Source organism: Brevundimonas sp. (genome assembly GCF_047617075.1).
Lineage (GTDB): Bacteria > Pseudomonadota > Alphaproteobacteria > Caulobacterales > Caulobacteraceae > Brevundimonas.
The window spans coordinates 61,551-83,287 of record NZ_JBLGCI010000006.1; the positions used below are offsets into that span (position 1 = coordinate 61,551).

22 protein-coding genes and 1 other annotated feature are annotated in these 21,737 nt (G+C 68.5%); of the genes, 7 read left to right on the forward strand and 15 right to left on the reverse strand.

Annotated features, from left to right (window positions below):
* Window positions 1-33 precede the first annotated feature (33 nt).
* Both ACI8U3_RS08130 and ACI8U3_RS08135 read left to right on the forward strand, forming a co-directional pair.
* On the forward strand, window positions 34-1,275 hold the full coding sequence (locus ACI8U3_RS08130) for a multidrug effflux MFS transporter (protein ID WP_415014366.1): 1,242 nt from the start codon (window positions 34-36) through the stop codon (window positions 1,273-1,275).
* A 32-nt stretch (window positions 1,276-1,307) separates the two neighbouring features.
* Window positions 1,308-2,474 (forward strand): MFS transporter, encoded by a 1,167-nt coding sequence (locus ACI8U3_RS08135; protein WP_415014367.1) that lies wholly within the window; start codon window positions 1,308-1,310, stop codon window positions 2,472-2,474.
* A 15-nt stretch (window positions 2,475-2,489) separates the two neighbouring features.
* Here the strand turns inward: ACI8U3_RS08135 and ACI8U3_RS08140 are convergent, their stop codons facing one another.
* From ACI8U3_RS08140 to ACI8U3_RS08165, 6 genes are all read right to left on the reverse strand, one after another.
* The gene (locus ACI8U3_RS08140; protein WP_415014533.1) at window positions 2,490-3,635 is read right to left on the reverse strand and encodes a beta-ketoacyl-ACP synthase III; all 1,146 of its coding nucleotides are present in this window, start codon (window positions 3,633-3,635) and stop codon (window positions 2,490-2,492) included.
* Between the two features lie 40 nt (window positions 3,636-3,675).
* Window positions 3,676-5,721, reverse strand: coding sequence for a capsular polysaccharide biosynthesis protein (locus ACI8U3_RS08145; protein WP_415014368.1), 2,046 nt, complete (start codon window positions 5,719-5,721; stop codon window positions 3,676-3,678).
* The gene (locus ACI8U3_RS08150; RefSeq protein WP_415014369.1) at window positions 5,718-6,998 is read right to left on the reverse strand and encodes a capsular biosynthesis protein; all 1,281 of its coding nucleotides are present in this window, start codon (window positions 6,996-6,998) and stop codon (window positions 5,718-5,720) included. Before ACI8U3_RS08150 ends, ACI8U3_RS08145 begins: the two co-directional genes overlap by 4 nt.
* A gap of 38 nt (window positions 6,999-7,036) precedes the next feature.
* Window positions 7,037-7,876: an HpcH/HpaI aldolase/citrate lyase family protein gene (locus tag ACI8U3_RS08155; RefSeq protein ID WP_415014370.1), complete on the reverse strand. Its 840-nt coding sequence runs from the start codon at window positions 7,874-7,876 to the stop codon at window positions 7,037-7,039.
* A gap of 3 nt (window positions 7,877-7,879) precedes the next feature.
* A complete protein-coding gene (locus tag ACI8U3_RS08160; RefSeq protein WP_415014371.1) occupies window positions 7,880-8,560 on the reverse strand; it encodes an SDR family NAD(P)-dependent oxidoreductase in 681 nt (226 codons plus the stop codon).
* Window positions 8,561-8,740: 180 nt separating this feature from the next.
* A complete protein-coding gene (locus ACI8U3_RS08165; protein ID WP_415014372.1) occupies window positions 8,741-9,820 on the reverse strand; it encodes a CaiB/BaiF CoA transferase family protein in 1,080 nt (359 codons plus the stop codon).
* A gap of 91 nt (window positions 9,821-9,911) precedes the next feature.
* On the opposite strand from ACI8U3_RS08165, the gene ACI8U3_RS08170 reads away from it, so the two are divergent.
* Entirely contained in the window at window positions 9,912-10,907 is a 996-nt protein-coding gene (locus ACI8U3_RS08170) for a class 1 fructose-bisphosphatase (protein WP_415014373.1), read from the forward strand.
* 126 nt (window positions 10,908-11,033) lie between these two features.
* On the opposite strand, the gene ACI8U3_RS08175 is transcribed toward ACI8U3_RS08170, so the two are convergent.
* From ACI8U3_RS08175 to ACI8U3_RS08200, 6 genes are all read right to left on the reverse strand, one after another.
* Window positions 11,034-12,509: a SulP family inorganic anion transporter gene (locus tag ACI8U3_RS08175; protein ID WP_415014534.1), complete on the reverse strand. Its 1,476-nt coding sequence runs from the start codon at window positions 12,507-12,509 to the stop codon at window positions 11,034-11,036.
* A gap of 84 nt (window positions 12,510-12,593) precedes the next feature.
* Window positions 12,594-12,649 (reverse strand) — a sequence feature (sul1 is cis-regulatory element that is thought to sense ions involved in sulfur or methionine metabolism; They are found in Alphaproteobacteria).
* A gap of 53 nt (window positions 12,650-12,702) precedes the next feature.
* Window positions 12,703-13,131: a Na+/H+ antiporter subunit G gene (locus tag ACI8U3_RS08180; protein ID WP_415014374.1), complete on the reverse strand. Its 429-nt coding sequence runs from the start codon at window positions 13,129-13,131 to the stop codon at window positions 12,703-12,705.
* Window positions 13,128-13,403, reverse strand: a complete 276-nt coding sequence (locus ACI8U3_RS08185; protein ID WP_415014375.1) for a K+/H+ antiporter subunit F — start codon at window positions 13,401-13,403, stop codon at window positions 13,128-13,130. The genes ACI8U3_RS08180 and ACI8U3_RS08185 overlap by 4 nt, the downstream gene beginning before the upstream one ends.
* Window positions 13,400-13,909, reverse strand: coding sequence for a Na+/H+ antiporter subunit E (locus ACI8U3_RS08190; protein ID WP_415014376.1), 510 nt, complete (start codon window positions 13,907-13,909; stop codon window positions 13,400-13,402). The genes ACI8U3_RS08185 and ACI8U3_RS08190 overlap by 4 nt, the downstream gene beginning before the upstream one ends.
* 252 nt (window positions 13,910-14,161) lie before the next feature.
* The gene (locus tag ACI8U3_RS08195; protein WP_415014377.1) at window positions 14,162-14,680 is read right to left on the reverse strand and encodes a TIGR02281 family clan AA aspartic protease; all 519 of its coding nucleotides are present in this window, start codon (window positions 14,678-14,680) and stop codon (window positions 14,162-14,164) included.
* A gap of 56 nt (window positions 14,681-14,736) precedes the next feature.
* Window positions 14,737-14,916 carry a DUF1289 domain-containing protein gene (locus tag ACI8U3_RS08200; RefSeq protein WP_415014378.1) on the reverse strand — a complete coding sequence of 60 codons (180 nt, stop codon included), beginning with the start codon at window positions 14,914-14,916 and terminating at the stop codon, window positions 14,737-14,739.
* A gap of 134 nt (window positions 14,917-15,050) precedes the next feature.
* On the opposite strand from ACI8U3_RS08200, the gene ACI8U3_RS08205 reads away from it, so the two are divergent.
* From ACI8U3_RS08205 to ACI8U3_RS08215, 3 genes are all read left to right on the forward strand, one after another.
* On the forward strand, window positions 15,051-15,212 hold the full coding sequence (locus tag ACI8U3_RS08205) for a hypothetical protein (RefSeq protein WP_415014379.1): 162 nt from the start codon (window positions 15,051-15,053) through the stop codon (window positions 15,210-15,212).
* Window positions 15,213-15,295: 83 nt separating this feature from the next.
* Entirely contained in the window at window positions 15,296-15,595 is a 300-nt protein-coding gene (locus tag ACI8U3_RS08210; RefSeq protein WP_415014380.1) for a hypothetical protein, read from the forward strand.
* A gap of 68 nt (window positions 15,596-15,663) precedes the next feature.
* Complete coding sequence (locus ACI8U3_RS08215) at window positions 15,664-16,467, forward strand: crotonase/enoyl-CoA hydratase family protein (protein WP_415014381.1); 804 nt, start codon at window positions 15,664-15,666, stop codon at window positions 16,465-16,467.
* A gap of 4 nt (window positions 16,468-16,471) precedes the next feature.
* Here ACI8U3_RS08215 and ACI8U3_RS08220 read toward each other — a convergent pair whose 3' ends face one another.
* The 3 genes from ACI8U3_RS08220 to ACI8U3_RS08230 are packed head-to-tail and all read right to left on the reverse strand — an operon-like array spanning window position 16,472 to window position 19,433.
* Entirely contained in the window at window positions 16,472-17,479 is a 1,008-nt protein-coding gene (locus ACI8U3_RS08220) for an HlyD family secretion protein (RefSeq protein WP_415014535.1), read from the reverse strand.
* 26 nt (window positions 17,480-17,505) lie between these two features.
* Window positions 17,506-18,264, reverse strand: a complete 759-nt coding sequence (locus ACI8U3_RS08225; protein ID WP_415014382.1) for an ABC transporter ATP-binding protein — start codon at window positions 18,262-18,264, stop codon at window positions 17,506-17,508.
* Entirely contained in the window at window positions 18,261-19,433 is a 1,173-nt protein-coding gene (locus ACI8U3_RS08230; protein ID WP_415014383.1) for an ABC transporter permease, read from the reverse strand. Before ACI8U3_RS08230 ends, ACI8U3_RS08225 begins: the two co-directional genes overlap by 4 nt.
* Window positions 19,434-19,633: 200 nt before the next feature.
* On the opposite strand from ACI8U3_RS08230, the gene ACI8U3_RS08235 reads away from it, so the two are divergent.
* Complete coding sequence (locus ACI8U3_RS08235) at window positions 19,634-21,709, forward strand: S46 family peptidase (protein ID WP_415014384.1); 2,076 nt, start codon at window positions 19,634-19,636, stop codon at window positions 21,707-21,709.
* Window positions 21,710-21,737: the final 28 nt, after the last annotated feature.

Sequence of the window (21,737 nt, forward strand, 5' to 3'; positions counted from 1 at the left end):
GCTTCCGTCACATCGTGCGCCGATATGGAGCCGATGTCCTCCCCCGCATCCGCTTCCTCCGCCCCGCCGCATCCCGGTCTGGGGTTCCGGGCCTTTGTCGTCACCATCGCGACGCTGATGGCCCTGAACGCCCTGGCCATCGACGCCATGCTGCCGGCCCTGCCGCAGATTGGCGCGGATCTGGGCGTGCTGGCCGACAACGATCGCCAGTGGGTGGTGACGGCCTATCTGCTGGGCTTCGGCGGGGCGCAGATCGTCTATGGCCCGCTGGCCGACCGGTTCGGGCGCAAGCCGCTGCTGCTGATCGGGCTGGGGATCTACACCCTGTTCGGATTGCTGGCGGCGCTGGCGCCGACCTTCGACAGCCTGCTGATCGCGCGCGCCTTGCAGGGCGTGGGGGCGGCGGCGCTGCGGGTGCTGGCGGTGTCCATCGTGCGGGACTGCTATTCCGGCCGGACCATGGCGCGGGTCATGTCGCTGGCCTTCATCGTCTTTCTCGGCGTGCCGATCATTGCGCCGAGCGTGGGCCAGCTGGTGCTGTTCGTGGGCGAGTGGCGGGAAATTTTCCTGGTGCTGGGCGCTGCGGGGGCGGCGGCGCTGGTGTGGTGCTTCCTCAAGCTGCCCGAGACCCTGCATCCCGAGTATCGCCTGCCCATCAAGCTGGGGCGCATCGCGGCGGGCTTCCGTGAAAGCCTGACCCATCGCCAGGCGGTGGGCTACATGCTGGGCATGATGATGATCACCGGCGCCCTGTTCGGTTTCATCAACTCGTCCCAGCAGATATTCGCCGACACCTTCGGGCGACCCAATGTGTTTCCCATCGCCTTCGCGGGCATCGCCGGCGCCATCGCCATCGCCTCGATCGTGAACGCGCGGCTGGTGGAGCGTATGGGCATGCGGTTCCTGTCCCACCTGGCGCTGCTGGGCTTCACGGGCATGGCGGTTGTGCATGTGCTGGTGGCCGCCACGGGCCATGAGGTGATGTGGACCTTCATCGCGTTGCAGGCGGCGACCATGTTCTTCTTCGGTCTGGTGCCCGGCAATTTCGGCGCCATGGCCATGCAGCCGCTGGGTCATATCGCGGGCACGGCCTCCTCGGTGCAGGGGCTGATCACCACCGTGGGCGGGGCCCTGATCGGCTTCTTCATCGGCCAGCAGTATGATGGCTCGACGCTGCCCCTGTCGCTGGGCTTCGTGGTCTGTGGTCTGGGCGCGCTGGTGTTCGTGCTGTGGGCCGAGAAGGGCAAGCTGTTCCGCCGCCACGACGCGGCCTGACGCCGTCCGCCGGGCCTGCTAAAGGCCCGGCCATGACCACCGCCTGGCGCAACGCCGCCCATTACGTTCTGTTGTTCGGCTCGACCGGCGTCAGCTTGCCGTTCGCCGGGCTGTGGTTCCAGTCGCAGGGGCTGAACGGGGCCGAGATCGGAACCCTGCTGGCCGCGCCCATGCTGGCGCGGCTGGTCACCGGCCCCATGATCGCGGTCTGGGCCGACAGCTTCGCCTATCGCCGCACAGCCATCGCCATTCTGAGCGTCATCGCCGCCGTCGGTTATGGCGCGGCCGGGCTGGTGGAGGGCTACGCCCTGTGGCTGCCGCTGTGGTTCGTGGGGGCGACGGCGGCGGCGGCGATCATCCCCCTGGCCGACGTGCTGACCCTGAGAGGCGCCGCGCGCGAGGGCTTCACCTTCGCCGCCCCGCGCAGCGCCGGATCGCTGGCCTTCGTGGCGGCCAATGTGGGCATGGGCGCGCTGCTGCTGCGCGCGTCGCCCGACGTGATCGTCCTGTGGCTGGTGATCGCCAGCATGGGCGGCGCCCTGATCGCCCTGACCGTCCTGCCACCCGAGCCGGTGGGGGAAGGCGCGGGGCCGCGCGCGCGAGATCGGTTCAAGGGCCTCGGCGCCCTGGTCGCCGACCCGGTGTTCATGACCGCCATTCTGGCCGTCGGCGCCATTCAGGCCACCCACGCCTTCCTGTACGGATTCTCGGCCATCGAGTGGAAGGCGCGGGGCATCCCGGAGTCCATCACCGGCATGCTGTGGGGCTTCAGCGTGGTGGTGGAGGTGCTGTTCATGTGGGTGGTGGAGCCGTGGCGGCGGCGGCGCGGGATCGGGCCTTGGCTCTTGCTGATGATCGGCGGCGGCGCGGCGGTGGTGCGCTGGATCGCCCTGGCCTTCATGCCGCCCCTTTGGCTGCTGTGGCCGCTGCAGGCCCTGCATGCGCTCAGCTTCGCGGCGACCTTCCTGGCGGGCCTGCAGATCGTTGAGCGTCTGGCGCCGCCCGCGAACCAGACGGCCGCCCAGACCCTGCTGTCGGCCCTGTCGTCCGGCGTCCTGATCGGCATGGCCACCCTGCTGGCTGGGCCGCTTTATGACGCTTATGGCGCGCTGGGATACCTGGCCATGGCGGTGCTGGCGGGGCTGGGCCTGATGGCCGCATGGCGTGTGCGCGGCGCGCTGGTGGCCGCTGCCCGCTGAGACGGAAGGCGACCTTCAGGCCCGCTTTCTGACGAACACCGAGCCTGCGGAATAGCCGGCGCCGAAGCTGCAGATCAGGCCGGTGTCGCCCGGCGCGAAGCCGTCGTTGTGCAGGTGGAAGGCGATGATCGAACCGGCTGACGAGGTGTTGGCGTAGTCGTCCAGGATGATGACGTTCTCGCCCGGCGCCGGCTCGCGGCCCAGCACGCGTTTGCCGATCATCTCGTTCATGTTGATGTTGGCCTGGTGCAGCCACAGGCGCTTCAGGCCGGTGGGATCGATGGCCAGATCGCGGGCGTGGTCCACGATCATTTCGGAGACCATGGGCACCACATCCTTGAAGACCTTGCGGCCCTGCTGGACGAACAGCTTGTCGGTGAGGCCGTCAGGGCGAGCCCCGTCCGCGACGGCGGTGACGTCCTCGCGGCCGGCGCGGTTCAGGAAGCCGAAATTGTTGCGGATATTATTGGAGAAGACGGTCTTGAGCCGCGTCCCCAGAATGTCCCAGCCGCCGGTCGCCTGATCGGCCGCCTCGACGATCACGGCCGTGGCCACGTCGCCGAAGATGAAATGGCTGTCGCGATCCCGGAAGTTCAGGTGGGCCGAGCAGATCTCGGGGTTCACCATCAGCACCGCCTTGACCGAACCGGAGGCGATGAAGTCGGCGGCGGTCTTCAGGCCGAAGGTGGCCGAGGAGCAGGCCACGTTCATGTCGAAGGCGAAGCCGTCGATGCCCAGCGCCTGCTGCACCTCGATGGCCATGGCGGGGTAGGGACGCTGCATGTTGGACGCGGCGCAGATGACCGCGCCGATCTCGCTGACCGGCTTGCCCCAGCGGGCGATGGCTTCCTGCGCGGCCTTCACCGCCATTTCCCCCAGCACCGACAGCTCTTCGTTGGAGCGTTCGGGAATGTGCGGGACCATGCGGTCCGGATCGAGGATGCCCGACTTCTCCACCACGAAGCGGGACTTGATGCCCGAGGCCTTCTCGATGAACTCCGATGATGAATGGGTGAGCGCCTCCAGCTCACCCGCCGCGATGGCCTCGGCGTTGGCCGCGTTGAAGCGATCGGCGAAAGCGTTGTAGGCGGCCACCAGTTCGGCGTTGGAGATGGACTGGTCGGGTGTGTGAAGGCCGGTCGCCGCGATGACGGCCTGAATGGTCTGGGTCACGGTTTGTCCGTTTTGTTGACGAAGCCCATCAATAGGACGGCGGCGACGTCCGGTCGAGACTGGCGCGAATTCCGGTCCACCAGCGGGCGATCTGGTTCGCAGGCGGTTTCGGCGCGGGGGCGTGCTTCGCTGCGATCAGGGCCTCGACCAGATCCTCGGCCTCGCAAGGCCAGCCGTTCGGGGCCACATAGACCGGGTAGAGGATGAGAGCGGCGGCCACCAGTTCGTCCAGGGTCGCCCGGTGTGTGCGGCGCGGGCAGGGGACGCGGTCTTCAGTCAGGCCCCAGCCGGCGAAGAACGGCGTACCGTATGTGGTCACGGGCTTGCCGCGCAGCAGGGCCTCGAAGCCCGACAGGGAGGTCAGGGTGGCCAGACGGTCGGCGTGGTCCAGACACTGGATGATGTCGAGCCCGTCGGCCGAGGCGTCCACGGCGTCCAGCGCGGCTCCGTCCAGCATGCCGGGACGATTCCCCGCCAGCACGTCGGGGTGATTCTTGTAGATCAGGAAGGCGTCCGGATGGTCCGCGCGCACGGCGGCGACCAGACCGGCGTTGGTGCGGATGTGGGCGCAACCTTTCAGGATCGACTGGTCGTTCTCCACCTGGCCGACGATGAGAATTCGCTGGAGATCCGTGGGCCAGGCGTCGAAGGCGCCGGACGGGGCGGGCAGATTGTATTTGCTGAGGCCCGCCGAAACGATCCGCTCACGCAGGCGGGCGGCGCGGGCCAGCAGGGCGGGGGCGAAGCCGCCTTGCTGGACCAGGGCCTCCAGCCGCGAAGACCGGGTAGCGTCGTAATAGACGCCCAGATCGTCCAGCGTCACCGACAGGGCGCCGACGAAGTCCGAGCCGAGCCCGCGTGAGCGGATGAAGCCGTCCTCCATGCGCAGGATCTGGCCGGTGAAGCCCTCGGTCGCCTGCTCGAAGTCGGCGCCTGTGCGCGAGGCCCAGCAGACGATGCGGCCGCCTTCGGCCTCGGCGGCGGTCCGGGCGCCGGATGCGGACGCGAAATAGCGCACCGGCCCCTTGGGCGAGTTGAGCAGGCGGCGCACGGGCGGGCGTTTGGCCGGGGCGAAGGCGACGCAGGCGTTCAGGCCCGCCAGCCGGTCGGCGCGGTCACGCAGGGCGATGAGCCGCTCCAGCGCCTGTTCCGCCTCGCAGGTGCGGCCGGTGACCGGGTCCACATAGCGGGCGTAACGGATCAGGGCGGCGGCGGCGATGGACTCGATCTCGCGCAACTGGCCCCGGCGGCCGGTGTCCACGGCGTCCGTGGTCAGGCCCCAGCCGGAATAGAAGGGCGCCCCGAAACAGCGCACGGGCAGGCCGCGCAGCAGCGCCTCCCATCCAAGACCGCTGGTGACCGTATAGACGGCGTCCACCTGGGCCAGCAGGTCGGCGGGCCGGACGTCGGTGTCGATCAGGGTGACGTCGCCCAGCCGGTCGGCGGGGATGCAGCCCTGCTTGCGGCCTGCGGCCACGGCCGGGTGGCGCTTGACGATGAGCTGGGCGCCGGCCTCGTCGCTGCGTGCGGCGTCCAGCATGTCGATGAAGGACTGCGGGCTGGCCAGGCCGAAGCCGATGGAGGCGTCGCCGTGGGTCTGATCCACGATCAGGATGCGGCGGCCGGGCTTTAGCAGGGTCTCGTCCAGCGGACCGCCCATATTGGTCTTGGACACGCCGCTCTCGACGATGCACTCGATCAGGGCGCGGGCGCGGATGCGCAGGTCCGGCGACATCCAGCCCGGCGCCTCGGCGATCAGCCGCTCCAGACGGGAAGGCCGCGTGGCGTCGTAATAGATGCCCAGATCGTCGGCGACGATGCTGAGGGATGTCGCCCCCGCCTCGCCCAGACCGACCGAACGGAGCAGGCCGTCCTCCAACGCGACATAGGGAACGCTCTGCTTCTCAGCCCAGCGGCGGCCGTGGGCGGCGGTGGGCTTCATGCCCCAGCCCAGAACGGCCTGAACGTCGCGGCCGGGCAGGGTGTGCAGATCATATTCGGGCAGGAAGGCCGCCAGATTGGGCAGGCGCCGGACGCCGGGCGCGCAGACCCAGGCGGGCGTGGGCGCGCTCACTGGACCTGGGCCCGATCCCAGCCCCCGGCGAAGGCCATGGCCATGCGGCGGGCCGTCGCGTCCTGCATGGCCGGGTTGTGATAGCTGCCGTTGATCTGGGTGCGGTGAAGCACGTGCTCGCGGAAGCGGACGTACAGGTCGTGGTCCGGGCGCCGGGGATCGTTCCAGAAGCCGGACAGGGGTTGCTGATCGGTCAGGCCCTCGAAGTCGAAGAAGGCCTGTCCCAGCACCTTGACCGGCGTGCCGAACCCCACGGCGGAAAGGGCGGCGGTGGAGTTGTTCACCACCATGCCCTGGGACGCGCGGCACAGGGTCGCCAGATTGCCGCCGTCGATGAAATCAACGCGGTCCTCAACGCCGTGTTGGCGAGCCAGCCGTCGCACCACGGCGCTGTATCTGACCAGCCCCGGATCCAGGGGATGGTTCTTGACCACCAGACGGGTCTGTCGCGGCGCGGCTTGGGCGAAGTCGCCGATCACCTGTTTGAGGAACGCGGTGTTGGTGGGGTAGTCGGAATAGCGCAGCAGGGTCGTGTCGCCTTCCCGCTGGAGACAGGCGATGAAGAACGGGCCGCGCCCGGCGATCACGTCCGTGTCCGTGGCCAGCGGCGAGGCGAAGCGTAGCTTCAGATAGCGCCAGGCGTGACCCCCGGCCTGAACGAGGGCATGGCGGGTATAGGGGCGCACGTAGCGGGGAAACAGCAAGCGACCGGCGACCTGCACCGTGTGATAGAGCGCCAGGTTCCACACATGGTGCGGCAGGATGGCGCCCGCCTCCTGAAACGAAGGCTCGCGGGGCGCCGGGGCCGGATAGCCGTCGGCCGAGCGGGGCAGGGTGGAGCGGGCGTTGACGCCGTTCCGCTCCATGGTCACCCAGTGGGGCCGGAAATAGCCGTTCTCGATGACCCAGACGGAGGCCTTGAGCCGGTCCGCCTGATCGATCACCGTCTGGTTGTAGATGCCCGCCTCGCCGAACAGGACCAGGTCGGTGTAATCCTCTGCCAGCCCCGCAAGGGCGTGGGGCCAGGCGTCGCCGCCGCGGCGGAACTTCACCGCATCGCGCGAGCCCCAGTCCAGCAGGTCGCCCGCGTTGAAGATCATGCGGCGCACCACCGCGCCGTTGTCGCGGAGGACGGCGGCCAGCTTGCGGGAATAGGCGCCGAACGGCGCGGAGATGATCAGGAAACGGCGGCCGGTCAGGCCGGGAATGGCTTCAGGCGGCGCGTCGCTGGCGTCCGGATCGGCTCCGGCGGACGGGGATGGCGAGGCGACTGACAATGCGATCTGGAGCCTGAGGATAACGAGTCTGTGAACTCTTAGAGTGTTCCGGCGAGATCACGCAAGGCGAGCGTGTCGCGGGCGCGGGCCAGATGAAGCCGTTCCACCATGGCGCCGTTCACGCGGATGACGCCTTTTCCGGCATTGGCCGGGTCGTCAAAGGCCGCGACCACCGCATCGGCCCAGGCGATTTCGTCGGCGGACGGAGCGAAGGCGGCGTTGGCGGGGGCGATCTGGCGGGGATGGATCAGGCTCTTGCCGTCGAAGCCGTAGAGGCGGCCCTGACGGCATTCGGCCACGAAGCCGGCGTCGTCGTCCAGGGCGTTGAAGACCCCGTCGATGGGGGACAGGCCGTGGGCGCGGGCGGCGGCGACGGTCAGGCTCATGGCGGTCTTCAGCGGTTCGCGGTCGTCAGCGGGGCCGCAACGCAGCATGGCGGCCAGATCGTTGACCCCCAGCATCAGGGCGGCGAGGCCGGGCGTGGCGGCGATGGCGTCCAGATGGAACAGGGCCTGCGGCGTCTCGATCATGGCCCACAGGGCGGCGCCGTCCGGCAGAAGCGCGGTGAAGGCGGCGGCCTGATCGGCGCTGGAGACCTTGGGCGCGACGATGAAGGCAGGGGCGGCGGCGTGCAGGGCCGTCAGATCTGCGTCGCCCCAGTCGGTATCGAGGCCGTTGACGCGCACGCCCACCTCCCGGGCCTGAAACCCGCCCTGACGCAGGGCCGCCACGGCGGCGTCGCGGGCGGCGGTCTTGTCGTCCGGGCCGACCGCGTCCTCCAGATCCAGCACCACCACGTCGCAGGGCAGGGTGCGGGCCTTCTCAACCGCGCGGGGGTTGGAGGCGGGCAGGTACAGGACGCTGCGGCGGGGCGTCATGGCTCAGACCCGGCCGGTGACGGGGATCAGGGCGCCGGTGACGGCGCGGGCGGCGGGGGAGGCCAGGAACAGCATGACGGCGGCCAGATCGGCGGGCTTGACCCACTTGTCCGCGTTCTCCTCGCCCATGTCGGCGCGGTTGGCGGGGGTGTCGATGATGGAGGGCAGGACGGCGTTGACGGTGACGGCGCCGTCCTTGAGCTCCTCGGCCAGGGATTCGGTCAGGCGGTGCACGCCGGCCTTTGAGGCGGCGTAGGCACCCATGCCCGCGGCGGCCTTCTGAGCGCCCGCCGCGCCCACATTGACGATGCGGCCGTCCGGCGCTTGCTTCAGCATGGGCAGGGCGGCGCGGCTGGCGTTCAGGGCGGTGGTGACGTTCAGGGCGTGCATGCGGCCCCAGGCGGTGGGGTCGCCGTCCTCGGTCGTCTGCCAGACGAAGCCGCCGGCGATGTTGAGCAGGGCGTCGATGCGGCCGAGGCGGTCGGCGACGGTCTTCATGGCCTTGCCCGCCTGATCGGCGTCGGTCAGGTCGACGCCGCACAGGGTCAGGGCCGCGCCGGGGAGAGCGCCCTTGTCGGCGTGGTCGACGGCGGCGGCGCGCCAGCCCGCTTCGATGGCCGCCTTGGCGACGGCGGAGCCAAGGGCGCCGTGGGCGCCGGTGATGACGATGACGGGTTGGGACATGGGCGACTCCTTACGGGCAGACGTTGTGTCTCTTCATCCGCTCACCCCGGCGAAGGCCGGGGTCCAGATGGCGAGCACCCGAAGGGGATGAAGGGGCCGCGCCCGTCTGTCCAGTCGTGGAGCTCTATGATCTGGACCCCGGCCTTCGCCGGGGTGAGCGGTGGATTTGCTGAAACACCTTTACGCCCGGGTCTTCGACCACCGCGCCAGCACGGCGTCGCCCTTGTCCCCAGCCTTGGCTGGCGGGCCCTGAATCTCGCCCGGGGTGCGGGAGAAGCGGGGGGCGGGGGCGGGCTGGGTGACGCCGAAGGCCTCGGTGAAGCTCTCGCGGGCGGCCAGATGGGGGTGCGCGGGCGCCTCGTCCAGCGACAGGACGGGGGCGAAACAGGCGTCGGTGCCTTCCAGCAGGGCGGTCCAGTGATCGCGGGGCTTGGTGGCGAAGACGGCGGCCAGTTCGGCGGCCTGTTGATCCATGTCGCCGGTGGGCTGGGGCGTCAGGCCCAGACGGGTGCGCAGATCCAGATAGAAAGCCGGCTCCAGCGGCCCGACCGAGACGTGGCGGCCGTCGGCGCAGGGGTAGGTGCGGTAGAAGGGCATGGCGCCGTTCAGCAGGCCCTCGCCCCGCTTCATGCTGGTGAGGCCGTCGTGGGTCAGCCAGCTGAAGACGCCCATCAGGGAGACGGTGCCGTCCACCACCGCCGCGTCGATCACCTGACCCCTGCCGGAAGACTGGCGCTCGTGCAGGGCGGCGAGGATGCCCATGGCCAGATACAGCGCGCCGCCGCCGTAGTCGCCCACCAGATTGAGGGGCGGGACCGGATCGCCGCCCTTCGGCCCGATGGCGTCCAGGGCGCCGGTGACGGCGATGTAGTTGATGTCGTGCCCTGCCGCGTGGGCCAGCGGCCCGGTCTGGCCCCAGCCGGTCATGCGGCCGTAGATCAGGCGCGGATTGGCGGCCAGCACCTCATCCGGGCCCAGACCCAACCGCTCCATGACGCCGGGGCGGAAGCCCTCGATCAGCACGTCGGCGGCGGCGATGGCCCGCATGGCGGTTTCGCGGTCAGCCTCCGCCTTCAGGTCCAGCGCCAGCGAGCCGGCCCGGCCGCGCGCGGTGACGTCATGGGGCGCCGCGCCGCCGCCCGGCCGGTCGATGCGCAGCACCTCGGCGCCCAGGTCGGACAGCAGAGCAGCGCAGAAGGGCGCGGGACCGATGCCGGCGAACTCCACGACCTTCAGGCCGTTCAGCGGGCCTTGCCCCATGCGATTCCTCCCGTTTCGTTTCGCTACGGATAGCGCAGGTTGCGCCCTGCGTCGCGGGATGCGAGATCGCCTGCATCATACGGAGACCCCCATGGCCCAAACGTCCGGCAAGACCCTCGCCGCCTTCTTGAACGCCCAGTCCGCGCCTGACGGCCTGAAGGGGCTGATCGCCGGGATCGCCGAGGGGTGCGTGCGCATCAGCCATGCGGTGCGTCAGGGCGCGACGGCGGACATGCTGGGTGTGGCGGGCGACACCAATGTGCAGGGCGAGGTGCAGAAGACCCTCGATTTGGCCGCCGACGACATCATGATGGACGTGTGCCGCGCCGCGCCGGGCGTGGTGGCCGTGGCGTCCGAGGAGCAGGACGACATCGTGACCGTGGCCCAGGTGGGCCCGAACGAGGGCTGGCTGGTGCTGTTCGATCCGCTGGACGGGTCCAGCAACATCGAGGTGAACGTGTCCATCGGCACCATCTTCTCGGTGCTGCCCGCGCCGTCGGCGGAGACGCCGCGCGATCCGGCGGCGGAGGACTTCTTCCAGCCGGGGCGCAATCAGGCGGCGGCGGGCTATGTGGTGTACGGCCCCCAGACCCTGCTGGTGTTCACCCTGGGCGACGGCGCGTTCGGCTTCACGCTTGAGCCCGACAGCGGGGAGTGGGTGCTGACCCATGACCGCATCGCCGTGCCGGCCGAGACGAAGGAATTCGCCATCAACGCCTCGAACCAGCGGCACTGGCACGAGCCGGTGCAGCGCTACATCGCCGACTGTCTGGCGGGGACCACGGGGCCGCGCGGCAAGGATTTCAACATGCGCTGGGTGGCGTCCATGGTAGCGGACGTGAACCGCATCATGATGCGCGGCGGGGTGTTCCTGTACCCGGCCGACCGCAAGGACCCGTCGAAGCCGGGCCGCCTGCGCCTGATGTACGAGGCGGCGCCCATGGCCATGGTCATGGAGCAGGCCGGCGGCGCGGCCAGTGACGGGACGCAGGCCATGCTGGACGTGGTCCCGGCCGCCCTGCACCAGCGGGTGCCGGTGATGATCGGGTCGAAGGCCGAGGTCGAGACGTTTCTGACGTACGTCTAAGGCCCCCTCGATCCGTCATTCCCGGGCTTGTCCCGGGAATCCATAATCGCGGACAGCGCCGCGCTCGACTTGCCTCGTCGGCGCGTATGGATCGCCGGGACAAGCCCGGCGATGACGGATTTGAGATCAGTGCGCAGCGCCCTCGGGCAGGTGGGCCTTGTCGTGGCGGCCGGTGCGGGCGACCAGGGTCTGGGCGGCGGCGTTCATGCCGTAGACCTCGACCTTCACGCCCCGGCGGCGATAGCGGAACACCACCTTGTCCACGGCGGCCACGGCGGTGATGTCCCACAGGTGGGCGTCGCTGAGGTCGATAATCACGCGCTCGGGCTGGCCGTGATACTCGAAGGCCGCCGCGAACAGGTCCGCCGAGACGAAGAAGACGTGGCCGCGCACGGTGTAGCGGCGCACCTCGTCCGTGCTGTCGTCGGCCTCCACCACCTCGATCATCTTGCCCATGCGGCGGATGAAGAAGATGGCCGACAGGATCACGCCCAGCATCACGCCCTGGGACAGGTCGTGGGTCAGGACCACGGTGACGGTGGTGGCGATCATGACGATGGAGGACTGCATGGGGGTGGAGCGCAGGCGCCGCACCGAGCCCCAGTCGAAGGTGCCGATGGAGACCATGATCATCACGGCCACCAGGGCGGCCATGGGGATGCGGGCCACCCAGTCCTGAAGCACCAGGATCAGGAATAGCAGGAACAGGCCGGCCCACAGGGTGGACAGGCGCCCGCGCGCGCCGGAGGTGACGTTGATGATGGACTGGCCGATCATGGCGCAGCCGGCCATGCCGCCGAACAGGGGCGACAGGATGTTGGCGATGCCCTGACCGCGGGACTCCATGTCCTTGTCCGACGGGGTGTCGGTGATGTCGTCCAGCAGGTTGGCGGTGAGCAGGGATTCCAGCAGGCCCACGAAGGCCAGGGTGGCGGCCACCGGACCGATGATGGCCAGGGTCTCCCATGTCAGGGGCACGTTGGGCAGGTGGAAGACGGGCAGGGTGGAGGGCATCTGGCCCATGTCGCCCACGGTGCGCACGTCGATGTTCAACCACATGGCCAGACCGGCCAGCACCACAATGGCGATCAGCGGCGAGGGCACGGCCTTGGTCAGGCGCGGCAGCAGATAGATGATGGCCAGACCGCCCGCGACCATGGCGTAGGTCTGCCAGTTGGCGCCGATCAGCTCGGGCAGCTGGGCCATGAAGATGAGGATGGCCAGGGAGTTGACGAAGCCGGTCATCACCGAGCGTGAGACGAACTTGATGTAGCGCCCCAGTTTCAGCACCCCGATGATGATCTGGAACACCCCGGTCAGGATGGAGGCGGCGAACAGGTATTCCAGGCCGTGGTCGCGCACGAGGGTGACCATTAGCAGGGCCATGGCGCCGGTGGCGGCCGAGATCATGGCCGGGCGTCCGCCCACGAACGAGATGGTCACGGCGATGACGAAGCTGGCGTACAGGCCCACCGCCGGATCGACGCCGGCGATGATGGAGAAGGCGATGGCCTCGGGGATCAGGGCCAGGGCCACGACGGTGCCCGCCAGCAGGTCGCGGCGGGGGTTGGCGAGCCATTCCTGGCGCGCGAGGGAGATGATTTTCATGGGTCGTCCGGGGAGGACCAGCGGACCCGTCGCCCCGTCACGGCGTGGGTGGTTCCGCTGTCGGCGGTTCAGCCTGTTGTGTGTCCGGGGGATCGGCGCCCAGCGTAGCCACCCGGATCAGGTCCGGGTCCGACGAAGCGCCCCTATGCCTTGTGCAGCGCAACAAGGCAACCGCCGAACGATGACATCAGCCGTCGTTCACGACCTTGCGGTCCAGGGCGGCGCTGTCGTCGAAGGTGGCCCAGCCCTTGTCGCCCGGCGGCTGGGGCAGGCCCTCGCGGATGTGGTCGGCGGGGTTGGGGTCGATGTTGCGGCCCTGACGATGCAGGTGCGACTTAGCGATCATATTGGCGGTGATTGGCGCGGTCAGGAACAGGAACAGGGCGATCAGCAGCTCGTGGGCCGAATACTGGCCGTCGAACACCGGGAAGAAGACCATGGAGGCGAACAGGCAGGCGCCCACGCCCAGGGTCGAGGCCTTGGTGGGTCCGTGCAGGCGGGTCATCAGGGACGGCAGCCGCGCCAGTCCCCACGATCCGATCAGGATGAAGCCGCCGCCGATCACCAGCAGGAAGGCGACCAGATATTCCGCGAGGGTCAGGAGGATCGGGCTCATTCCACGATGTCTCCGCGCAGCAGGAATTTGGAGTAGGCCACCGTGCCGACGAAGCCGACCATGGCCAGCAGCAGGGCGGCCTCGAAATAGGCGGCGGTGCGCTCCCACACCCCGAACACAACCACCAGGGCGATGATGTTGATGGTCAGGGTGTCCAGCGCCAGGATGCGGTCGCCGCTGGTGGGCCCGCGCAACAGGCGGAACAGGTTCAGGGCCAGAGCCAGGGCCAGGCAGACCATGGCGAAGCCCAGCCCAAATCCGATCGGGCTCATGGGAAGATCCTCATAAGGCGTCGTTCGTAGCGGTGCTTGATGCGGGCCACCTCGGCGTCCGGGTCGTCCACGTCCAGAATGTGCACCAGCAGGGCCCGGCCGTCCGCCGAGATGTCCGAGGACACCGTGCCGGGGGTCAGGCTGATGGTGGCGGCCAGGGTGGTGATGGCCTCGGGCGAGCGCAGCTCGGTGGGGATCACCAACCAACGCGAGCGCAGGTCGCGGTTGCGGCGGAACAGGATGATCCAGGCCACCTGGAAATTGGCCACCACGATGTCCCACAGCACGAGGCCCACATAGCCCCACAGGGGCGGGCCGAAGCGCATGCGCGGATTGCCGGGCCAGAAGCGGCTGGTCAGCAGGGGGATGGCGACGCCGAAGATCACGGCCAGCACCAGTCCGCCCCAGCTGAGCCCGTTCAGCAGCAGCATCCAGACCACGATCAGCATGACCGTCAGGCCGGGGTGGGGCAGCGCCCGCTGGATCATGGATGGACGCTCGCTCACAAGGGCGCCCGCGTGAGGATCACCGTTCGCCATGGACGCACCCGGCTGGAAGTACGGCGGTCGTGCGTGTGCAGGCACTCATCAATACGAGGTCGTCAGCCACGGTCGGCGCTCTCGGTCAGCAGGAATCTGATAGCAACCGTCTGGCCCAGCCGTGCCCGCATGTCCACCGATAGGGCGTCGGTTCTGACCGGAATGATGTAAACGTGTCCGCCCCAGCCGTCAGGCTTGCGAGCGCGTGATCCCGCCGCCTCAGGGCCGCAGCGTCAGGCCGCGGGGCGTGGCCTCGATGCGGGACAGGCGACCCAGATAGCTCATGCCCAGCAGGGACGCAGGCAGGCCGCGCTCCACAACCAGGGCCTGAACGCGCTCGACCCGGGCGCCCGCCACGGCCACGTGGGCCAGCTCGATCCGCGCGGCGCGGCCCTCTCCGTTGGCGGTGATCACGGTGTGATCGAAATCGGTGGATTCCAGCATGAAGCCCAGACGCAGGGCGTCGTCGCGGGTCAGGGCCACCACGCTGGCGCCTGTGTCCACCAGCACGCGAACAGCCCGCCCGTTGATGTCGGCCTCGGCCCAGTAGTGACCATCGGAAGCGCGGCTGATCTGGGCCGCGCTCCCCGTAGCCACGGCGGTGGAAGCGGTCATCAACACCGGGTCCGTCCCGGCGCGGTCCATGTCCTCGACCTGGCTGACGCCATAGCCGAGCACGCCGGCCGCCGTCAGGGCCAGGGCGAACATCACGCCGGACTGGAAATCGAAACGCGCCATGCAGCCACCATGACCCAAAGCCCTTGGCGTCCGGTGAAACGGCGTGGTGAACGAATTCAGAATCTGAGGGCGGGGTCCAACCGATCCTTGCGGCCGGGTAGATCAGCCATGATCCGGGCCCGCTCTTCATCGGTAAGTTTCGACCAGCCACCGATCTCCCCAAGGGTCCTCAGGCATCCCAGGCAGAGGCCGGTGCGTCCGTCCACGGTGCAGACCTGGATGCAGGGCGTGGCCACTGAACGGGGCGGGCCACTTGAATTCGGGGCGCTGGAGACCGACATTGCGTTCTGACGCGACACGACCAAGAGGGTGAAACCCCCAACCGGCGCGCCGCGTCTTCTTTCATCGTTCGCGAAAGGAGACGCCAATAATGAACGATAAGACCTTCAACCTCCAGAACGCCGTCATGGAGTTCGCCCTGCTGGGCGGCACGGCCTTCAACGCCCGGACGGTTCCGTCCAATCGGATACGGCGCAGGCCATTGGAAAAGCTGTCCAATACCCTGAAGTTGCGGAAGCGGCTCTATCCCTGAACACTGTTCCGCTTGCATAAAGCGACTGACGGGGTGCACATTGATCATCTGAATTTGTTCGTCGAAACCGATTGGATGACATCATGATGATCAGCCTGCTCACAGCCGCCGCCCTGGCGATGACGCTCCAGGCGCAGCCCGAACTGCAGCCCGACGCCCAGCCGGCGACCCCCGAGGTCGAGGCCGAAGCAACCGAGGCGGAGGATCGCCGCAGCGAGCGCGTGTGCGAACGCCGCCAGGTGACGGGCTCCGGCATTGGTCGCCGTGTCTGTTATACCCGAGCCGAAGCCGACGCTCGCGCAGAGGCGGATCGTCAGCGTCTCGAAAGCATGCAGGGCGCCGTGACCGCCAGCCAGCCTAATGGGTTCGGTTCGCCTCAGTGATCTGAGACCGTGATTGGATTGAAAGACCCCGGCTCCCCAAGAGCCGGGGTTTTTCTTATGAGAGTATGATGACCAGCCAGCTGATCTCACGGGAACGTCGCGGTGATGTTCTCGTCCTGACCCTCAATCGGCCCGAGCGATTGAACGCCTTGCCGGACATGCAGGACGGTGAGGCCTTCGCCTCTGTCTGCGAAGCGGTCAACGTCGATGCCTCCGTACGCTGTGTCGTCATCACAGGGGCGGGCAGGGCGTTTTCGGCGGGCGGCGACCTGAAGGCCATGAAGGATCGCCGCGACCTGTTCGAGGGCTCCGGCGCCGAGATCCGCGAACGGTACCGCAGGGTCGTGCACCGCATCGTGCGGTCGCTGTACGGGCTGGAGGTTCCGCTGATCGCGGCGGTGAACGGTCCGGCCATGGGGCTGGGTTGCGACATCGCCGGGCTGGCCGACATCCGCATCGCCTCTGACCGGGCCAGCTTCGGCGTGCCGTTCCTGAAGCTTGGCATCATTCCCGGGGACGGGGGGTCATGGCTGCTGCCACGCAACGTCGGCTATGCGCGCGCCGCGGAGATGCTGTTCACGGCCCGGTCCATAGACGCCGAAACCGCAGAGCGTTGGGGTCTGGTCAATCGCGTGGTCGCCCATGAGGCCCTGATGGACGAGGCGATGACGACGGCGGAACAGGTGGCCGCCCATGCGCCCCAGGCTCTGCGCATGGCCAAGAGCCTGCTGCGACAGGGGCGCGACATGAATTTCGACCAGATGCTGGAGATGTCGGCCGCCATGCAGGCCCTGGCCCACCTGACCGACGACCACATCGAGGGCGTCGCGGCGGTGCTGGACAAGCGGCCGGCGGATTTCACCGGCCGCTGATCCTCTATTCCGGCGTACGCATCGCCTGATCCGGTCCGACGCCGACGCTGACTTCGCGCTCTGCGCCGGCGGTCTCGCCCGGCTTCATGAATTTCACCAGCACACGCTGGCCGATGAGGAAGGGGGCGTCGTCGGCCGAGACGACCACTTCCACCACCCGTTCGTCAGCGCGCTGGGACGGGTCGTCCGATTGCAGGCGACGGGCGCCGAACAGCCCCGCGCGGCGCAGCACCCGGCCCACATAGACCTCGCTGGAGTCCCCTTCCGGCGTGATCTCCACCTCCTGGCCGATGGTGACGTTGGGAATGTCGGACTCGACGATCTCGGCGCGGACGATGCGGTCCGTGTCCGGCTCCAGGTCGAACATGTTGGAGACGTTCAGGGTCGAGGCGCCGGCCCCCGGCTGGGCGTAGCGGCGGGCGATACGGCCATCCATTGGCGCGCGGATGGCGGTCAGTTCCAGGTTGTACTGCGCCTCGTTCAGGCGGGCCTGGGCGGTCTGCACCGAGGCGCGCTGGCTGCTCATGCGGGCTTCGGCCATGGCGATGGCGTCGCGGGCCTGGTCCAGCCTCTGGGCGGCGATGAAGTTGCTGTCCGCCAGACGGTTCATGCGCTCGAACTCGCGACGGGCGGTGTTCAGGTCCACCTCGATGGCGGCCAGCTGCGATCGAGCCTGGGCCACCTCGGCGGTGGCGCGCTGGACGGCCAGACGCGGCTCGTCATCTTCCTGACGGGCGAGAATCTGGCCGGCGGTGACGCGGTCGCCCTCGTTGACATAGACCTCGCGAACCACGCCGCCGCGGCGGGCGGCCACCTGAATGACGCCGCCCTCCACATCCGCCTTGCCGTTGGCGATGGCGGCGTAGGGGCTTTCAGGCGCGGCGGCGGCGGCGGCTTCGGCGGCGGCCTGCCGCTGTCGGCCCTGGGCCTGCATGAACATGAAGGCGACGACCAGAAGGATGACCACGATGAGGCCGATCCAGATGCGCTTCTTCTTGAGGAAACCGGGGATGGACATGGGTTCTGTTCTCTCTGGTCCTAGTGAGCCGAGGCCAGGACGGGGTTCGCCTCGGGCGTCCGTCGCTGATCGTCCAGGATTCGGCCGTCTTCGATGTGGATGACGCGGTCGGCCCAAGCTTCCAGCCTGGGGTCGTGGGTGACGCAGATCACCGCCGCGCCGTGTTCGGTGGCGGCCCGGCGCAGCAGGCGGATCACCACCTGGCCGTTCTCGCCGTCCAGCGCCGAGGTGGGTTCGTCCGCGAATAGAATCTTCGGGTTCTTGGCCAAGGCGCGGGCGATAGCCACGCGTTGTTTCTCGCCGCCGGAGAGGGCGGAGGGCTTCTGATGAAGGCGGTGCCCCAGTCCCACTTCCTCGAGGGTCGCCGAGGCCTGACGGCGCGCGTCGCCCTTGGACAGGCCCTGATACTTCAGCACCGTGGTGACCTGCTGCAGGGCGGTGAGCGCCGGAAACAGGTTGAAGCCCTGAAAGATGAACCCGCAGTTTTCCAGTCGGAACCGGTCGATCCGGCCGGAAGGCAGTTGCCACAGATCGTCGACGTCCAGGGCGTCCACCTGACCTTCCTCGGGCCTGAGCAAGCCGGACAGCGCCGCGATCAGGGTGGATTTGCCGGAGCCGGACGGGCCCATGACCATGGTCAGATCACCGTGGCGCGCGTCGAAGTCGACGCCCTTCAGCACCTCGACGAAGGCGCGGCCGGACTTGAACCGCTTGACCAGACCCTTGGCCTCAATGGCGTAGTCGCCATGCTTGCCGTGAATTGTCGTGTGGGTGTTCATCGCAGCAGGTCCGCCGGTTGGCTCTTCTTGAGGACGCCCAGGGACAGCAGGCCGGATCCCATGGAGATGATGATCAGGCCGACGCCGACCACGATCAGCAGCGAAATGGGCAGGGCGATGATCACGGCTCCAAGCCGGGCCAGCAGCGACAGCAGCCAGGTCAGGAAGATCGCGGCGGCGACGCCCACAAGGCCGACCCAGAAGCTGAGCTCCAGCACGATCCGGCGCAGCGACCCCATGCTGACGCCCAGCGCGCGCAGGGAGGCGAATTCCTTGATGTTGGCCATGATGGCGCCGCGTAGGGTCTGCCAGGTGATGGCCACGCCGATGATGGTGCCCAGCACCACGCAACCCCCGATGATGATGACCAGTATGCCTTCCTCGAACATCGACCTGGCGTTGGCCTGGGCCAACTCCTGACGGGTCCAGGCGCGCCAGCGGCCGTCGCCCATGTCATTCAGCTGAGCGGCCACGATGTCCGACTGCGCCGGGTCGCGCAGCTTGATCATCAGCGGGCCGCCCATGGTGTTGCCCCACGACTGACCCAGCATGCGCAGCGAATCGCGCGACATGACGATGGTGGGCTGCATCATGTTGGGGTAGCCGCGCAGCACGCCGACGACGGTGACGGTCTGCCCGTTGTAGATCGCGCGGTCGCCCAGCTGGACCCCCAGGGTGCCCAGCGCCGTCTCGTCCACGGCGATGGTGTAGGGCTGACGCAGCGCCGCGACCAGTTCATCCGAATAGTCGACCGGGATGGTGACGGATCCCGGCTGGGTGTCGATGACGTTGACCATCACCTGCCGCGACCGCGAGGCCCCCTGCTTGGCGCGTTCGGCCTGGCTCATGGTCGGATCGACGTTGCGGACGTTCTGCAGGCTGCCGCCGTTGATCTCGAGGGCCCGGACCTCGACCACCTCGGGGTGGTTGTAGGCCAGCGGAATGAAGCGACGCGGCACGCCCATGGAGCCGCCGAACAGCTGTGTCGCGCCCGGCTGCATGATGATGACGTCCGCGCTCGACCGCTCGATGGCCGCCGTGAAGCCCTTGCCGATGCCGATGAACACGCCGGTCATGGCCAGCACCAGCAGGCCGGACAGGGCCAGCGCCATGACCGCGGCCATGTAGCGGCGCCATTCGTAGAGCAGCGTTGCAAGCGCGAGTGACATCGAACCCCCTTCGTTGTCCCCCTGTCTGACGGCCAGCGTTCGCCGGGCCAAGTTAAATCGGGGTAAGGGTCGGAAAGACGAGCGGTTTTCTCTTTCACATCAAGGCGGCAGGCTGAATGCTGGCGCGGCGGACGCGGCCTTGCTAGTCAGTTCGCCGACAAGCGCCGCAGATGATCGGCGCACTCAGGGAGCCTTTCGCAATGTCGCTTCGACTCACCGTTTCCGCCGCCGCCCTGGCTTTGGCCGCTTTCGCATCGTCCGCAGCTCAGGCTGACGAGGGCATGTGGACCTTCGACAACTTCCCCGCCGCCACGGTGAACGAGAAGTACGGCACGAATATCGATCAAGCCTGGCTGGACACTGTGCGCGGCGCGGCGGTGCGCCTGTCCAGCGGCTGTTCGGCCTCGGTCGTGTCGGGCGAGGGGCTGGTGCTGACCAATCACCACTGCGTTGTGTCCTGCGCCCAGGATCTGTCGGACGCCCAGAACGACTATGTCCAGAACGGCTGGATGCCCGCCACCCGCGAGGAAGAGCGCCAGTGCCCCGGCGTCCAGGCCCAGATCCTGACCGAAATCACCGACGTGACCGATCAGGTGCTGGCGGCGGGCGAGGGGCTTGAAGGCTCGGCCTATGTGCAGGCCCGCAGCGCAGCCACCCGCGCCATTCAGGAAGAGGCCTGCGGCGACGACGACACCCGCACCTGCCAGGTGATCAGCTTCTATCGCGGCGGGCGTTACGCCCTTTACGAGTACCGCAACTATTCGGACGTCCGGCTGGCGTTCGCGCCGGAAATCCAGGCGGCGTTCTTCGGCGGCGATCCGGACAATTTCAACTATCCCCGCTACGCCCTGGATGCGGCCTTCCTGCGCCTCTACGAGAACGGCGAGCTGGTCCAGACCCCGAACCACCTGACCTGGAATCCCGCGCCGCCGACCGAGGGTGAGCCGGTGTTCGTCGCCGGCAACCCGGGCTCCACCTCGCGTCTGCTGACCGTGGCCCAGCTGGAGAACCTGCGCGACCAGCAGATTCCCGTCAGCCAGCTGCAACGTTCTGAGCTTCGCGGCCGTCTGATCGCCTTCGGCGAGCGCGGCGAGGAGCAGGAGCGCGTGGCGCTGGACACCCTGTTCGGCGTGGAGAACAGCTTCAAGGCCTTCTACGGCCAGCAGCTGGCCCTGAACGACGCGGACTTCATGGGAACGAAGCGGGAGCAGGAGGCCGAGCTGCGCGCCGCCGTGGCGGCCGATCCGGCGCTCGCCGAGCGCATCGGCGACCCGTGGGCGGAACTGGAGGCGGTCCAGTCGGACGTCGAGGAACTGTATCTGCCGTATCGCCAGCTGGAATCGGCGGCCGGCGGCGGTTCGACCCTTTACGCCTACGCCCGCGCCATCGTTCGCGCGGCGCGGGAAGGCGCCAAGCCTGCCGGTGAACGTCTGCCCGAGTACGCCTCGGAAACCGGCCTGACCAACCTGCGCCGCCGCCTGGCGGATGAAACGCCGGTGTCGCCCGAGCTTGAGCAACTGCTGCTGGGCTTCTGGCTGTCCAAGACCCGCGAATATCTGACCACCGACAATCCGTCGGTTCAGACCCTGCTGGGCGATGAGAGCCCCGAGGGCCTGGCGGAACGTCTGGCGACCAGCACGACCTTGACCGATCCGGCCGTGCGCACCGCCCTGTTCGACGGCGGGCTGGAGGCGGTGGAAGCCTCCAACGACCCCATGATCCAGTTCGTGCTGCGCACCGAGGGCCTGGGCCGCGAGCCCCGCGCCCAGTGGGAGCAGCGCGTGTCCGCCCCCACCGGCCAGGCCGCAGAGCGCATCGCCCAGGCCCGCTTCGCGGTCTATGGCGACAGCCAGTACCCCGACGCCACCTTCAGCCTGCGTCTCAGCTACGGCGCGGTCGAAGGCTGGAGCTATCGCGGCGTCGACGTGCCGCCCATGACCTACATCGGCGGCCTGTATGAGCGGGCCACCGGGGCCGAGCCCTACAATCTGGCGCCCCGCTGGGCCGAGGCGGAGGATGTGGTGAACCAGGAAACTGTGTTCGACTTCGTCTCCACCAACGACATCATCGGCGGCAACTCGGGCTCGCCGGTCATCAACGCCGACGGCGAGGTGATCGGCACGGCGTTCGACGGCAACATCCACTCGCTGGGCGGCGCGTTCGGCTATGACGGCGAGCTGAACCGTACGGTGTCGGTCTCCACCGCCGCCGTGACCGAGGCCCTGCGCACGGTCTATCGTCTGCCGCGCCTGCTGGAAGAGCTGGGCGTGGAGTAAGCCTATATCTCCTCCCCATGCCCTGCCA

Coding starts and splice junctions, on each gene's coding strand:
- ACI8U3_RS08215 (WP_415014381.1), top strand. CDS start 15,664: ATGACCAGCCAGCTGATCTCACGGGAACGTCGCGGTGATGTTCTCGTC.
- ACI8U3_RS08160 (WP_415014371.1), bottom strand. CDS start 8,560: ATGTCCCAACCCGTCATCGTCATCACCGGCGCCCACGGCGCCCTTGGC.
- ACI8U3_RS08155 (WP_415014370.1), bottom strand. CDS start 7,876: ATGACGCCCCGCCGCAGCGTCCTGTACCTGCCCGCCTCCAACCCCCGC.
- ACI8U3_RS08195 (WP_415014377.1), bottom strand. CDS start 14,680: ATGGCGCGTTTCGATTTCCAGTCCGGCGTGATGTTCGCCCTGGCCCTG.
- ACI8U3_RS08170 (WP_415014373.1), top strand. CDS start 9,912: ATGGCCCAAACGTCCGGCAAGACCCTCGCCGCCTTCTTGAACGCCCAG.
- ACI8U3_RS08205 (WP_415014379.1), top strand. CDS start 15,051: ATGAACGATAAGACCTTCAACCTCCAGAACGCCGTCATGGAGTTCGCC.
- ACI8U3_RS08225 (WP_415014382.1), bottom strand. CDS start 18,264: ATGAACACCCACACGACAATTCACGGCAAGCATGGCGACTACGCCATT.
- ACI8U3_RS08210 (WP_415014380.1), top strand. CDS start 15,296: ATGATGATCAGCCTGCTCACAGCCGCCGCCCTGGCGATGACGCTCCAG.
- ACI8U3_RS08130 (WP_415014366.1), top strand. CDS start 34: ATGTCCTCCCCCGCATCCGCTTCCTCCGCCCCGCCGCATCCCGGTCTG.
- ACI8U3_RS08165 (WP_415014372.1), bottom strand. CDS start 9,820: ATGGGGCAAGGCCCGCTGAACGGCCTGAAGGTCGTGGAGTTCGCCGGC.
- ACI8U3_RS08135 (WP_415014367.1), top strand. CDS start 1,308: ATGACCACCGCCTGGCGCAACGCCGCCCATTACGTTCTGTTGTTCGGC.
- ACI8U3_RS08230 (WP_415014383.1), bottom strand. CDS start 19,433: ATGTCACTCGCGCTTGCAACGCTGCTCTACGAATGGCGCCGCTACATG.
- ACI8U3_RS08235 (WP_415014384.1), top strand. CDS start 19,634: ATGTCGCTTCGACTCACCGTTTCCGCCGCCGCCCTGGCTTTGGCCGCT.
- ACI8U3_RS08180 (WP_415014374.1), bottom strand. CDS start 13,131: ATGAGCCCGATCCTCCTGACCCTCGCGGAATATCTGGTCGCCTTCCTG.
- ACI8U3_RS08185 (WP_415014375.1), bottom strand. CDS start 13,403: ATGAGCCCGATCGGATTTGGGCTGGGCTTCGCCATGGTCTGCCTGGCC.